The sequence below is a fragment of the Sphingomonas sp. genome (assembly GCF_024508665.1).
Lineage (GTDB): Bacteria > Pseudomonadota > Alphaproteobacteria > Sphingomonadales > Sphingomonadaceae > Sphingomonas.
Genome location: NZ_JANINP010000001.1, coordinates 593,760 through 607,885, shown reverse-complemented (window position 1 = coordinate 607,885; position 14,126 = coordinate 593,760). Strand labels below are relative to the sequence as shown.

General features: G+C 64.1%; 11 protein-coding genes. 4 read left to right on the top strand and 7 right to left on the bottom strand.

Features of this window, described 5'->3' with window-relative positions; translation table 11 throughout:
* Positions 1-23: 23 nt before the first annotated feature.
* The 3 genes from Q0L25_RS02805 to pdhA all read right to left on the bottom strand — a co-directional run bounded on the left by Q0L25_RS02805 (position 24) and on the right by pdhA (position 4,979).
* Positions 24-2,366 (bottom strand): PAS domain-containing sensor histidine kinase, encoded by a 2,343-nt coding sequence (locus Q0L25_RS02805; RefSeq protein ID WP_296611385.1) that lies wholly within the window; start codon positions 2,364-2,366, stop codon positions 24-26.
* Positions 2,367-2,503: 137 nt separating this feature from the next.
* Positions 2,504-3,931: a pyruvate dehydrogenase complex E1 component subunit beta gene (locus tag Q0L25_RS02800; RefSeq protein WP_296611384.1), complete on the bottom strand. Its 1,428-nt coding sequence runs from the start codon at positions 3,929-3,931 to the stop codon at positions 2,504-2,506.
* A 1-nt stretch (position 3,932) separates the two neighbouring features.
* The gene (gene pdhA / locus Q0L25_RS02795) at positions 3,933-4,979 is read right to left on the bottom strand and encodes a pyruvate dehydrogenase (acetyl-transferring) E1 component subunit alpha (protein WP_296611383.1); all 1,047 of its coding nucleotides are present in this window, start codon (positions 4,977-4,979) and stop codon (positions 3,933-3,935) included.
* A 167-nt stretch (positions 4,980-5,146) separates the two neighbouring features.
* Between pdhA and Q0L25_RS02790 the strand changes: the two genes are divergently transcribed.
* The 4 genes from Q0L25_RS02790 (at position 5,147) to Q0L25_RS02775 (ending at position 10,744) form a co-directional block, all read left to right on the top strand.
* Positions 5,147-6,451 (top strand): MFS transporter, encoded by a 1,305-nt coding sequence (locus tag Q0L25_RS02790; RefSeq protein ID WP_296611382.1) that lies wholly within the window; start codon positions 5,147-5,149, stop codon positions 6,449-6,451.
* Positions 6,448-7,368: a cysteine synthase A gene (cysK, locus tag Q0L25_RS02785; protein WP_296611381.1), complete on the top strand. Its 921-nt coding sequence runs from the start codon at positions 6,448-6,450 to the stop codon at positions 7,366-7,368. The genes Q0L25_RS02790 and cysK overlap by 4 nt, the downstream gene beginning before the upstream one ends.
* Before the next feature lie 199 nt (positions 7,369-7,567).
* Positions 7,568-8,911, top strand: coding sequence for a cell wall hydrolase (locus Q0L25_RS02780; RefSeq protein WP_296611418.1), 1,344 nt, complete (start codon positions 7,568-7,570; stop codon positions 8,909-8,911).
* A 315-nt stretch (positions 8,912-9,226) separates the two neighbouring features.
* Positions 9,227-10,744, top strand: coding sequence for a glycosyltransferase family 39 protein (locus Q0L25_RS02775; RefSeq protein WP_296611380.1), 1,518 nt, complete (start codon positions 9,227-9,229; stop codon positions 10,742-10,744).
* A gap of 140 nt (positions 10,745-10,884) precedes the next feature.
* Here the strand turns inward: Q0L25_RS02775 and Q0L25_RS02770 are convergent, their stop codons facing one another.
* The 4 genes from Q0L25_RS02770 to hisI are packed head-to-tail and all read right to left on the bottom strand — an operon-like array spanning position 10,885 to position 14,063.
* Complete coding sequence (locus tag Q0L25_RS02770; RefSeq protein WP_296611379.1) at positions 10,885-12,687, bottom strand: acyl-CoA dehydrogenase C-terminal domain-containing protein; 1,803 nt, start codon at positions 12,685-12,687, stop codon at positions 10,885-10,887.
* A 2-nt stretch (positions 12,688-12,689) separates the two neighbouring features.
* Entirely contained in the window at positions 12,690-13,118 is a 429-nt protein-coding gene (locus tag Q0L25_RS02765; protein ID WP_296611378.1) for a MerR family DNA-binding transcriptional regulator, read from the bottom strand.
* 47 nt (positions 13,119-13,165) lie between these two features.
* Complete coding sequence (locus tag Q0L25_RS02760; RefSeq protein ID WP_296611377.1) at positions 13,166-13,699, bottom strand: hypothetical protein; 534 nt, start codon at positions 13,697-13,699, stop codon at positions 13,166-13,168.
* Between the two features lies 1 nt (position 13,700).
* The gene (gene hisI / locus Q0L25_RS02755) at positions 13,701-14,063 is read right to left on the bottom strand and encodes a phosphoribosyl-AMP cyclohydrolase (RefSeq protein WP_296611376.1); all 363 of its coding nucleotides are present in this window, start codon (positions 14,061-14,063) and stop codon (positions 13,701-13,703) included.
* Positions 14,064-14,126: the final 63 nt, after the last annotated feature.

Sequence of the window (14,126 nt, the reverse complement as noted above, 5' to 3'; positions counted from 1 at the left end):
CGCACCGAATTAGGAGCGCAAGGCTATCGCGGCAGTTCCACGATCAGCAGCGTTCCCTCGCCGGGTTCGGACAGCAACCGGATCGTGCCGCCATGCGCTTCGGCGAATTGCCGCGCGATCGGCAACCCTAGCCCGAGCGCGCGATCGTCGTCGCGCGCCGCGTGCCCGCCGAAACGATCGAAGGCGTGCTCGATCTCATCGGGCGTCATTCCCGGGCCGTCGTCCGACACGACGATCCGCGCCGTCCGCACGTCGCCATCGGTGTGGAGCAGCACGCGTCCGCCTTCCCCGATTCCGCTCACGGCATGACGGAGCAGATGCTCGATCATCTGGCGCAGTTTCTTGGCGTCGCCCTTCACCATCCCGGTTGAGGGTGCGACCTCGATCGCGAAATCGACTTTCTTGCGTTTGGCGATCGGCGCGATCGTCTCTGCGGCATTGTACGCGATGGTTTCCAGGTCGACGGTCAGCCGCTCGATCTTGTTCTGATCGGCCTCGGTCAGAGCAAGCACATCGTCAACGAGCGCCGCCAATCGCGCGACCGATTCGAGGATCGCATCGACATAGGAATCGGCCTGTTTGCTCAGTTTGCCCGCGTAGCCCTCGCCCAGCATTTCGGCGAAGCCCTGGATCGAGGTCAGCGGGGTACGCAATTCGTAGCTCATGTTGGCGACGAACGCGGTCTTGACCTGATCGGCCGCTTCCAGTGCCTCATTACGTTCGCGCAGCGCCTGTTCGATGTGCCGGCTGTCAGAGATGTCGAGCATGGTGAACAGGGCGTTGCCGTCGGGCAGCGGCACGCCGGCGAATTCGAAATGGCGACCGTCGGCGAACGCCACCCGGCCGCCGCGCTGTTGCCGCCCGACCGCGGCCGAACGCACGATCTCGGCAATGACGCTCGCCCTGCCCGGCTGGGCGAGGCGCGAGGCGCCCCTTTCAACCAGCGCGTCGATGCGCGGATGGCTGGAAAGGAACTCCTCGTCGAATTCCCACAACTGACGGAATTTGTTGTTCCAGATCTGGAGCCGCCCGTCCCCCGCGAACACGCCCAGCGCCTCGAACAGATTGTCGAAAGTCGCGGTGCGGACGCGAAGCAAGGTATCGCGCGCGCTGGCGAGCTGGACCTGTTCGGTCCGGTCTTCGAAGATCAGCAGCAGACCGCCATCGGGCAGCGGATTGCCAACCAGACGCAGGTGCACCCCCCCCGGCAAGGTCCAGGTTTCTTCGATCGCGCCCGCCGCGGCGAGGAACCAGTCACGCCGCTCTGCCTTCCAACCGGGGAAGTCGCGCACCTCGGGCAGCCGGTTCGCCTCGCGCATCCGTTCGAGTACGCGATCGAATTCAGGGCGGTCGGCCAGCCATTCGCTGCGCATCGCGAACATGCGCTGGAACGACTGGTTGCAGAAAGCGAGGCTGCGGTCCGCGGCGAATTGCGCGACGCCCGCTGACAGCCGGTCGAGCATCGCGCGCTGGGCGTCGGAGAATCGCTTCATCCCGCCGCGCGCTTGTTCGAGATCCTCGATATCGATCGCGAATCCGGCGACGCCACCCGGCGGCGCCGGCAGCGGCACGTCGTGGATGCGCAACATGCGCCGCGCCCCGCCGATCGTCGCGGGCATCGACTGCACGTTGGGGCGATCGGTATCGCGCGCGACGAGCGCACTCGCCAGGGGGCCGCCAATCCCCGACCCCTCGATTAACTCGACCTGACGCGTCACGACATCCTTGGCGTCGCTCGCCTCGACGGCATGAACATAGGCCGAATTGACCATCGCCAGCCGCATGTCGGGTCCGCGATACCACATCGGCAAAGGCGCGGCCTCGATCAGCCCACGCAAAGCTGAGAACGCCTGGCTCAAATCGGCGGCTTCATCGCGCAACTGCCCGATTTGCGCCTGGCTTTCGGTCGAATCGAAGAACCAGACAACCACGCCGCCGGGCGACCCCACTTCGCGCGGTGCGCGTTGGCCGCGCACCGAGAGCGTGCGCGTCGATCCTTGCGGGCGGATCGTCAGGGTAAATGGCTCGCCGGCCTTCTGCGCCGCGGTAACGGCGTCGCCAAGGAGAACCGCATCCTCGCTGGTCAAGCCGGTGCCTGGCGAGACCAGTTCCGCGAGATATTTAGGCGGCGGCACCAACCCCAGCCAGTCGGCCAGCCGATCCGGCAATTCGAGCCGGCCGTCGGCGCGCACCACCATCGCCAGTGCGGGAGCGGACGCCAGCAGCGCGTTCAGCTTGTCATTGCCAGCCAGCGTCGCTGCAGCGGCCGCGCGGGCGCGCAATCCGGCGTACAGCATCCAGCAGGTCGCGACGATCGCCAGAGCGAGCGCCGCCCCGATAAGGCCGAGGGTCGTGGTCGACACCATCAGATACGGCCCCCGATCATCACCAGTCAGACTAATCCCGTTCGCGCTTCACCCGTCGAGCGCCCGCATCTTCGTAGAGAGAAGTGCGGGCATTCGACAAGCGGGACCCGAACGGGATCGGGCCGATCACGGCAATATCAGCGATAACAGACCTTCTTGACCGTCTCGACGACCTTGGCGGACGAGATCAGCGCGAGCTTCTCCAGGTTCGCGGCATAAGGCAGCGGCACGTCCTCGTCGGTCACGCGCAGCACCGGCGCGTCGAGGTCGTCAAACCCTTCCTCCATGACGAAAGCCGCGACTTCGGAAGCGATCGAGCACGTTGGCCAGCCTTCCTCGACCACGACGATACGATTGGTCTTGGCCAGGCTCTTGAGCACGGTCTTGCGATCGAGCGGGCGCAGGGTACGCAGATCGATCACCTCAGCGTCGATGCCGTCCTTGGCGAGCTCGTCGGCGGCTTCCAGGCTGATCCCGACGCCGATCGAATAGCTGACTATGGTGACGTCCTTGCCCTCGCGCATGATCCGCGCCTTGCCGATCGGCAGGACCCAGTCATCGACCTGCGGCACCTCGAAGGTGCGGCCGTAAAGCAACTCGTTCTCAAGGAACACGACCGGATCCTCGCTGCGGATCGCTGCCTTGAGCAGTCCCTTGGCGTCCTGCGCATCGTACGGCGCGATCACGATCAGGCCCGGAACGCTGGCATACCAGGGACCGTAATTCTGGCTGTGCTGCGCGCCGACCCGGCTCGCCGCACCATTGGGACCGCGGAACACGATCGGGCAGCGCATCTGGCCGCCCGACATGTAATTGGTCTTGGCCGCCGAATTGATGATGTGGTCGATCGCCTGCATCGCGAAGTTGAACGTCATGAACTCGACGATCGGGCGCAGGCCGCCCATCGCCGCGCCGGTGCCGACGCCGGCAAAGCCATATTCGGTGATCGGCGTGTCGATCACCCGCTGGTCGCCGAATTCGTCGAGCAGGCCCTGGGTCACCTTGTACGCGCCCTGATATTGCGCGACTTCCTCGCCCATCACGAAGACGCGGTCGTCCTTCCGCATTTCCTCGGCCATCGCGTCGCGCAGCGCCTCGCGCAGCGTCAGCTTGACCATCTCCGTCCCGGCGGGAACTTCCGGATCGGCGACTTCGGCGTCGTGCTTGGCCGCTTCGAACATCTGACGCGCACCGGTCTCGACCAGATGCGGTTCGGGCGTGCCGCTTTCGGCGGCTTGTTCCTGCTTCTCCGGCTCGACCGCCTTGTCTTCAACGGGCGCCGGCGCCGCCGCCGCTGCTGGCGCCGCCTTCGACACCTCTTCGCCCTCTGCGGCCAACGTCGCGATGACGGTGCCGACCTTCACGTTGTCCGTGCCCTCTGGAACCAGGATCTGCGCGATCGTGCCTTCGTCGACCGCCTCGAACTCCATCGTCGCCTTGTCGGTTTCGATCTCGGCCATGATGTCGCCCGACTTGACCGTGTCTCCTTCCTTGACGAGCCACTTGGCGAGCGTGCCTTCTTCCATCGTCGGCGACAGCGCCGGCATCTTGATCTCGATCGCCATCTCAGTACGACTCCACCAGCACGTCGGTATAAAGCTCGCCCAGCTCCGGCTCCGGCGTCTGCTCGGCGAAGTCCGCCGCCTCGTTCACCTGCTTCCTGATCGCGGCCTCCGCCGCCTTCAGCTCGTCTTCCTTCACGCCTAGTTTCTCGAGCAGCGCCTTGGCATGCTCGATCGGGTCGGACTTGTCGCGGACCGCCTGGACTTCTTCACGGCTGCGATATTTGGCCGGGTCGGACATCGAGTGGCCGCGGTAGCGATAGGTCTTCATCTCGAGGATGAGCGGGCCCTTGCCCGCACGCACCCAGGCCAGCGCTTCTTCGGCCGCGCCGCGGCACGCCAGCACGTCCATGCCGTCGACCTGGATGCCCGGGATGCGAAAGCTCTCGCCGCGGCGATAAAGCTGATCCTCGGCGCTAGCCCGATTGACGCTGGTGCCCATCGCGTACTGGTTGTTCTCAATCACATAGATGATCGGAAGCTTCCACAGCTCGGCCATGTTGAACGATTCGTAGACCTGGCCCTGGTTGGCCGCGCCGTCGCCGAAATAGGCGAGACAGACGCCGCCGTCGTTCGAATATTTGTGCTTGAAGGCAAGCCCGGTGCCGAGCGAAACCTGCGCGCCGACGATGCCGTGCCCGCCGTAGAACTTCTTCTCGGTCGAGAACATGTGCATCGACCCGCCCTTGCCTTTCGAGATGCCGGCGGCGCGACCAGTCAACTCGGCCATGATCACCTTGGGGTCGATTCCGTAAGCGAGCATGTGGCCGTGATCGCGATAGCCCGTGATCACACTGTCCTTCTCGCCGTCGAGCGCCGATTGCAGCCCGACTGCGACCGCTTCCTGGCCGATATAGAGGTGGCAGAAGCCGCCGATGAAACCGAGGCCGTAGAGCTGACCCGCTTTCTCTTCGAAACGGCGGATCAGCAGCATCTGCTTGTACAGTTCGAGCAATTCCTCCTTCGACGCCTGATAAGGCTGCGGCTCGTCGGGCCGCGGACGGTTGGTAATGGGGGGCTCGCTCTTGGCGCGCGCTGGGGCTTTTGCCACGATGGGGAAACCTCGTTTCCGTAGGGGGAGAAAGGGCGGCCTATAGGCCGGACCTGTTGCGCTTTTCAATCGTGCGCTGCGCTATTGGCGATCCGCACGATAACTTCATAACCAACAAGCAATGCCACGGTTGCGGAATGCGGGACGCTCCGCCTAAGGCAAGCCGGATGTTCCCTGCCGACCATCCCTTCCGCATCGCCAATTTTCGCGCCTATTGGCTGTCGCGTTTCGCCGGCACCGTCGCGCTTTCCGCCATGTCGATCATCATCGGCTGGCAGGTCTATAGTATCGCGCGGGACGTTCATCATCTCAGCATCAAGGAAGCGACCTTCCTGCTCGGCATGATCGGGGTGGCGCAGTTCGTGCCCTTGTTCGTGCTGACGCCGATCGTCGGGCTGGTCGCCGATACGTTCGACCGCCGCTGGATCGTGCGGGGCACGACAGCGCTGCTGGTGACTACGACGGTGATGCTCGGCACCCTCACCTGGCTTCATGCCCTCAGTTTGCCGATTCTGTTTCTCGCCGCCGTGATGATCGGCTTGGCGCGCGCCTTTGCGGGGCCCGCTTATTCCGCCCTCGCCCCAAATCTGGTCCCGCGCGAGGCCCTGCCCACCGCGATCGCGATCAGTTCGATTGCCTGGCAGGTCGGCGTGATCATCGGCCCCAGCCTGGGCGGCTTTCTCTACGCGATCCACCCCGATGCCGCCTATGGCACCTCGACAGCGCTCTTCCTTATCGCGCTCGGGATGATCTTCCTGATCGGCAAGGTGCCCCAGCCGCAAGCGCAAGCCGATCATCGCCCGCTTCATCGCATCGCCGAGGGCTTCCGTTACGTCCGGCACAACCGTCTGGTATTGGCGGCGATCACGCTGGATCTGTTCGCGGTCCTGCTCGCAGGTGCCACCGCCTTGTTGCCGGTATTCGCGCGCGACATCCTCCATGTCGGGAGCCAGGGCCTCGGCCTGCTGGCCGCCGGGATGGGCATTGGCGCGACCTCGACGGCGCTATTCTTCTCGTTCCGTCCGATGAAGACCAATGTCGGCCTCAAGATGCTGATCGCGGTGGTGGTGTTCGGGCTCGGCATCCTGACCTTCGGCACCGCGCATCTGATTCTTCCGAGCCATGCCTTCTATCTCGCGCTGGCCGGCCTGATCGTCGCCGGCTGTGCCGACATGGTGTCGGTCTATGTCCGCTCGTCGCTGATACAGCTTCACACGCCCGACGAGATGCGAGGACGCGTGAGCGCGGTGTCGCAGCTTACCATCTCCGCCTCGAACGAATTGGGTGAGGCCGAAAGCGGGCTGCTCGGCTCGCTTTTGGGGCCGGTCGGCGCGGTTGTGTTCGGCGGGATCGGTTGTATCGTCATCACGCTGCTCTGGTCGCGGCTGTTCCCCGAACTCAGGCTTGCAAAGTCGTTCGACCCGCCCGAAATCCTCGAAAGTGCCCCCGAACACGGAGTGATACAGCCATGAAGGCCAACACCATCCTGGAAACGATCGGCAACACCCCGCACATCCGCGTCCAGCGGCTGTTTCCGGACAGCGAAGTGTGGATCAAGTCCGAGCGCTCCAACCCCGGCGGGTCGATCAAGGACCGCATCGCGCTGAGCATGGTCGAAGCAGCCGAGCGCGATGGTAAGCTCCAACCGGGCGGCACGATCATCGAACCGACCAGCGGCAATACCGGTGTCGGATTAGCGATGGTCGCCGCGGTCAAGGGCTACAAGATCATTCTCGTCATGCCCGAATCGATGTCGATCGAACGCCGTCGCCTGATGCTCGCTTATGGTGCGCAATTCGACCTCACGCCGCGAGAAAAGGGCATGAAGGGCGCGATCGAGCGCGCACTCGAACTGATCGAGCAGACGCCTAATTCCTGGATGCCGCAACAGTTCGAAAATCCTGCGAACATCGATGTCCATGTACAGACAACCGCACAGGAAATTCTTCGAGACTTCGCCGATGCACCGATCGATGTGCTGATCAGCGGGGTCGGGACCGGGGGGCACATCACCGGCGTCGCGGAGACCCTCAAGAAAACCTGGCCGAACCTCAAAGTCTATGCGGTCGAACCCGATGCCTCCCCAGTCATTTCGGGCGGCCAACCGGGTCCGCATCCGATCCAGGGGATCGGCGCGGGCTTCATTCCCGCCAATCTGCATACCCAGGCGCTCGACGGCGTGATCAAGGTCGACGCCGGTGTCGCCAAGGATATGGCGCGCCGTGCGGCGCGCGAGGAAGGCATGTTGGTCGGGATCAGTTCGGGCGCGACACTCGCCGCGATCCTGCAGAAACTCCCCGACCTTCCGGTTAGCACGCGCGTGCTCGGATTCAACTACGATACCGGCGAGCGCTATCTGTCGGTGCCGGATTTCCTGCCCGAAAGCTGAGCCGAGGGCTAAGAGAAGGGCCCATTTCGGGGGAACAAATCCGGCCCTCGGGGTTTTGGCAGCGGACGCTTTGCGCTAAGAGCCTGCGCGCGCGATTTTGCGACTGTGCACACGCGCCTCCTCCACAGGTACAAACTTGATCGATTCGCCGACCCGTTCCCCTTCGCTTGCGCTACGCCTGGTCCTGGGCGCGGTGGCCATGCTGCTAGTCGCGGTTCCGGCCGTGATCGTGACCATGATGCCGCCAGTCCGCCCAGTTCCGAAGGGCGTGGCAGTGTTGCCGCAGCGGGTCGTCCCTCCGACCGAATTGCCGCCGGTCGAACCGGTGCAGTTCCAGTCGGTCGATCCTGATGACGCCAAGGCGTTCAACGCCAATGTGCCCTTTTCGACTTTGCCCAATCCTCCTGCCCGGCCGTTCCGATTTTCCGGCTCGACTGATGCCCGGCTGCGCGCCATCGACTGCCTGGCCGTCGCCCAACTCTACGAAGCGGGCGACGATACCGAGGGTGAGCGTGCAGTGGCCCAGGTCGTGCTCAACCGCGTCCGCCACCCCGCTTTCCCAAAATCGGTGTGCGGCGTGGTGTTCCAGGGATCGGATCGCAGCACCGGGTGTCAGTTCAGTTTCTCTTGTGACGGCGCCTTGACCCGCTGGCGTCCCAGCCCGGCGGCCTGGAAGCGCGCGCGAGAAGTGGCAATCGCGGCACTTAACGGCTCGGTTTTCGCCAAGGTCGGCTATGCGACGCATTACCACACCGATTGGGTCGTACCCTATTGGAGCGCGAGCCTCGACAAAATCGCGGCGGTGAAGACGCATTTGTTCTTCCGCTGGACCGGCTGGTGGGGAACGCCCGCCGCCTTTCTCAGGACGGTTTCGGGATCCGAGCCGAACATCGCCGCCCTGGGCGGACTGTCGAGCGCGCATGTCGGCGAAGTCGATGTCGCCAACGTCAATCCCGCCGAGATCAACGGCGCGCCCACCGCCGGCGAAGCAGCCGGCTCGCCCTTATCTATCGATCCCAACAGCTTCCTCGTCACACTCGACCCCCGCGCAGGCGCGGATTCTTTCCCGGCGGTGGCGACCAAGGCGTGCGGCGCACGCGATTATTGCAAGCTGATGGCCTGGACCGACAAGGCGCACACACCGGCCAACCTGCCGCTTGGCCAGGCGCAGATCGCAACGATGTCGTTCAGCTATCTGCGCGACAAGGCGCACGGCTATGAAAAGGCGTTGTGGAATTGTGCCCAGTTCAAACGCGCCTCCAAGGGCGAGTGCATGAAGCTCCAGGTGCTGGGCCTGCCACAGACCACGACCACACCACCGCCCGGCACACGCCCCCTGACCCCGCCACCGGTAACCGGCACGGCGCCGGGTAAGCCGGGAGCGCCGCCGCCGACCATGACCTTCTCGGTCAAGCCGACGTCCGCCACCGCGCCTGACGGTCTGATCGGGGTACGGCGCAAGCCGGGTGATAGCGCAACCCTGCCCAAAGCGACCGCAACGCCGACACCGCGCCCTACCGCCTCGCTTCCCGAGCGGCCGTAATCCTTTACGCTCTCGAGCGGCGGCTACCGATCACGGCGGCCGCGGAATATTTGTCTGCCCATAAACGCGGCTGAAGGCGCTTCGATCGTCACGATCTTGGCTCTGCTCACCGACGCGACCGCACTCGGCAGCCTTCCCGGCCGGAACATCGAGCCCTTCCCGGCTATTTCATCCCAAGAATGATGTTGGGCGCGTTCGACAACGTCATTCCTTCGGGGCGTCACGATGCGCGCGGCGATGGTTCAGGGACACCGCCGCGTTGGGACGAGTTGCTTATGTCAGGGCGCTTTTGGAATGCATGATCTGACCTCGGACATGAGGACGATACGTCGCGTGTCGGTGATGCCGCGCTATCGGACCAATGCGGCACAGTTCATCGCTCTTTCGATATTTCTCGCCGAAATGTCGCTGTTCTTTCACCCGGCGGGGTTCGCCGGGGGACCAAGCGATGATCAACAATATCTTGATATCGCGCTCGGCTGGTACGCCCACGGCCCCCAGATCGGCACTTCGCATTGGGCTCTACGCCACCCGCTGATCCTGTCGATCACTGGCATGTTCCACCTGTTCGGCCCGTCGATCGACTCGCTGCTCCTGGTGCCGCGATTGTTCTACGCCTTGTTCGTCGGCGTGACGGTGGCAACGGTGCTGCGCTTGGCCGGAACCCGCGCCGCCGTCCTCTGGATGGTGTTGGTGATCCTGTCGCCCGTGATTCACGCCATGGGCACCAGTTGCTACCCCGAAATGCTCGAGCTCGCGTTCGGCGCGACGTCGATTTGGGCATTCCTCAATGCCCGCCGCTCTAACGGCAGCGCCGCGCTGGCATGGTCGCTTTTGTCCGGACTCATGCTGAGCTGCGCGGTGCAGACACGCGAGACGGCGGCATTCGTGCTGCTTTTCTACGGCTGGGCTTTCCTGCGTGACCCGGCAATGCCACGCCGTGCCTATCTCTTGCTCGGACTCGGCTTCGTCTTGCCACTGCTGGTCGACAATGCCTGGCTATGGGCGATGACGGGCGACCCGCTCTATCGCCTGCACGTCGACAAGCACCACGTTCTGATCGCCAGCGATCATATGGTCGGCAAGACTTATTCGGGCAGTCCCTTTCTCAATCCCGATCTCGCCAGCCGGTGGATCCCGGCGGGGCCGACACGCCTGCATTGGGCGATCAATCCGCTCGGCGATTTCCTGATCGATCCGGCATTCGGCTTCGTCATCCTGGGATGGGCGCTGAGCGCGCTGCCATTCTTTCGCGATCCGGCGATCCCACGACCCAGGATACCGACCCTGTTGCTGCTGCTGTTCGCCGTCGCCAGCTATGTGACCGTCACCTGGGTGTTCACGCTGCGGCCACAGCCGCGTTACTACCTGTTCGTGGTCGCCGCCGCGACGATCGGCTTCGCGCTCTATCTCGACGCGGCGCTGGCAATACCCAGGCTGAAGCGGCGCGTATCGATCCTGCTCGGCCTTGTCCTGCTGGGCGGTGGCATCACCATCGCCGTCGCGCCCGACCAAGGCTGGCAAGCAAAGGTGATCGTGCCCTATATGGCGGCGCATCCCGGACAATATAGTGCCGAGGAGCATATCGTCGGCCGCGCCTCCTATCCGCTGGCCCGGCTCGGCATGACAGGCAAACTGACTGCGGCCGAGCCGGCGGTCGGCGCCTACCGCCTCCGCCTGATCGACAGCGCGATGTTGGACGGTTCGGAACCGTTCCCGCGCGATCCCGCCTATCGCGAGGTCGTCTATCTCGAGCGACCGACACCGTTGCTTTTACGGCTGATACGCCCGCACTACCGCAACCCGATCCTGGTGGAGCAGCGGTTGCGGTAGGGAGCTACCTGGCTCCAGGGCAGGGAAATCGAGTTACCACTGAGTCCGGCACGAAGCCGAGTCCGGACCGTCGCAAATATACCCTCAGTTTCGAGCAGCGTATTGCTGGCAGTGAGCGGGCGCGAATAGCGCCCCGCCCGTCAGGCCGCCGCGAACATCTCCGGCGGGAGCGCCATCAGAGCTTCCGATCCGCTTTCGATCTTGCGCCGCAGCGCTTCGGCGTCAGGCATGATGCGTTCTGCATAGTAACGCGCGGTCGTCAGCTTGGCATCGAGGAACGCGGCATCGCCCTCGCCTGCCGCCTTCAGCCTCGCGGCAGCGGCGGCCATTCGCAGCCACATCAGTCCGACCGCGACGATCCCCATCAGGTGCATATAGCTATGCGCACCCGCGCCGACATTGTTGGGATTGGTCATGCCGTTCTGCAGGAACCATATGGTCGCGGCCTGTAATTCGCCATTGGCCTTTTCCAGCCGCGCGGCGAAATCGGCGGTTGCCGGATCACCCTTGGCGGCGGCGACTTCCTCGCCAACCACCTTGAACAGCGCCTGCACGGCTCGGCCGCCATTGGCGGCAAGCTTGCGGCCGACCAGATCCATCGCCTGAACGCCGTTGGTGCCTTCATAGATCATCGAGATACGGGCATCGCGGACGTATTGCTCCATGCCCCATTCGCGGATGTAACCGTGCCCGCCATAGACCTGCTGCGCATTGGTCGCGATGTCGTAACCCTTGTCGGTGCCGTATCCCTTGATAACCGGAGTCAGCAGACCGACCAGATCCGCGGCGAGCTGCCTTTCCTCTTCGCTGGCCGCGGCGTGTTCGAGGTCGACCTGAAGCGCACCCCACAGGCAGAGCGCGCGCAATCCCTCGGTCAACGCCTTGGCGTCCATCAGCATGCGGCGCACGTCGGGATGGACGAATAGTGTATCCGCCTTCTCGTTAGGTTCGGCCGGGCCGGCCAGTGCCCTGCCCTGGCGACGATCATGGGCGTATTGAACGGCGTTCTGATAGGCGGTTTCGGCGACCGCCAGGCCCTGCAGCCCCACGCCGAGCCGCGCGGCGTTCATCATGATGAACATCGCGGCCAGGCCCTTCATCTCCTCGCCGACCAGCCATCCCTTGGCGCCATCGTAATTCATCACGCAGGTCGAATTGCCGTGAATGCCCATCTTGTGTTCGATCGACCCGCAGCTGACCGCATTGCGCTCGCCGAGCGATCCGTCCGCGTTGACGAGGATCTTGGGCACCACGAACAGCGAAATGCCTTTCGAACTGTCGGGCGCGCCGGGCGTCTTGGCCAGCACGAGATGGATGATGTTGCTGGTCAAATCGTGCTCGCCGGCCGAGATGAAGATCTTGGTGCCGGTAATCGCATAAGAGCCATCGGCCTGCGGCTCGGCCTTGGTGCGGATGAGGCCCAGATCGGTACCGCATTGCGGCTCGGTCAGGTTCATCGTGCCGCCCCACTCACCCGACACCATCTTGGGGACGTAAAGCTGCTGCTGCTCGGGGCTGCCCTTGACCAGCAAGGCGGCGATCGCGCCATGGGTCAGCCCGGGATACATGGCGAACGCCATGTTCGAGGAGATCATGAACTCCTGGAACGCGGTCGAGACGACATGGGGCATTTCCTGCCCGCCGAACGCCGCCGGCGCGCTGAGAGTGCCCCAGCCTGATTCGACGAACTGCCGATAAGCTTCCTTGAACCCCTTGGGCGTGGTCACGCTGCCGTCGTCATGGCGCGTACAGCCCTCCAAGTCGCCCGACTGGTTGAGCGGAAACAGCACTTCGGTAACGAAACGCCCACCCTCCTCGAGCACGGCATCGACAGTTTCGGGAGTCGCATTCTCGAACCCCGGCAGATTGGCGTAGCGCTCGATTCCAAGCACGTGATCGAGCACGAAGCGCGTGTCGCGCACCGGGGGCGTGTATTGCGGCATGATCAGTCCTTCTGGCGGTCGGCGCGCGAGCCTTGCTCGAGCAACGCGATGAAATCGTTGAGTTCGGCGATCGCGGCGTCGATGTCGCGCTTTTGCTGGTGGAGAAGGGCGACGCGCTCCTTGCAACGATCGATCGTCCGCTCGCGCTGCGTGCGCCGATCGTCGCCGACATCGTACAGGTCGATCAACTCGCGAATCTCGGTAAGCGAAAAGCCGACGCGCTTGCCGCGCAGGATCCAGGCGAGCCGCGCGCGGTCGCGATGCGAATAGATGCGTTGGGTGCCACGCCGTTCGGGCGAGATCAGCCCCTCATCTTCATAGAAACGCAGCGCGCGCGCCGTAACGCCGAATTCGGTAGACAGGTCGGAAATGGAAAAGCTGTGCCGGTCGTGGAGCGGCGCGATCGGGGCATAGGACGGAACCCAGGACATACCCCTTTTTACGCTTGCTTGACGTTAACGTCAAACGGGTCGTGCGATCATTTGACCGACGCGCAGAGCATCCTGCCCCTGCCGTCCCGCAAGGCGCCCGCCTCCGACGGCGAATCGCTCATTCGTTCGACATTGAGCCCGGTCAGCGATCCACGCGAGGAACAGGCCTTCTGACAGGCGTCCGGCAATCGGCCGGGGAAAGCGATCCGGTCCCCTTCGAACTTCGCGTCGAAATTGCAGCCGGGGGTATCTGCGAGTTCGACATGCAACGTCTCGCCGGCGCGCGTCGCCTCTCCTTGCGCGCTGCAATGATACGTGTCGCCATAGTCGACGGAGATGCCGATCCGAAACGCTGTCGCACTCGGCACCACGCAGATGCGGTCGCGGTCGCGCACGTAGAGACCGGTCGGGTCGGTATTTCCGGGATCGGCGACTATGCCGGCTTCGATCGCGGCGGCTTCGAGGCTGGTCGCGGTCGAATTTGCCTGTGAGGCAGACTGGTCGGCGTGACAGGCGGCAAGAGCTAATATGCCCGCCGCAGCCCCAGCCCGGCGATAAAAGAAGGAGCCGGCCTCCATCATCTCAATCGACCTGCGCCAATCCGTTCTTCGTTACTCGCCGATAGAAGCACGACCGCTCCCCAGTATGGCAGGCCGGGCCGGCGGGATCGACGATCAGCCACACCGCGTCCTGATCGCAATCGATCCTGATATCGCGCACGCGCATGACATTTCCCGACGTCGCGCCCTTGCGCCACAATTCACCGCGGCTGCGCGACCAGAACACGGCCTCGCCACGCTCGATCGTCGCTGCCAGCGCGTCAGCGTTCATGTGCGCGAGCATCAGCACCTCGCCCGAATCGCCGTCGGTGACCACTGCCGTGATCAGCCCGTCGGCACCCCATTTCGGATCGAGCGTCAGCCCGGTTTCGCGCGAGTCGGTCATGCCTCTCCCCTAGCGCGGCACCGCAATCCGACAAAATCGGCACGCGGCGTATGACAAATACGC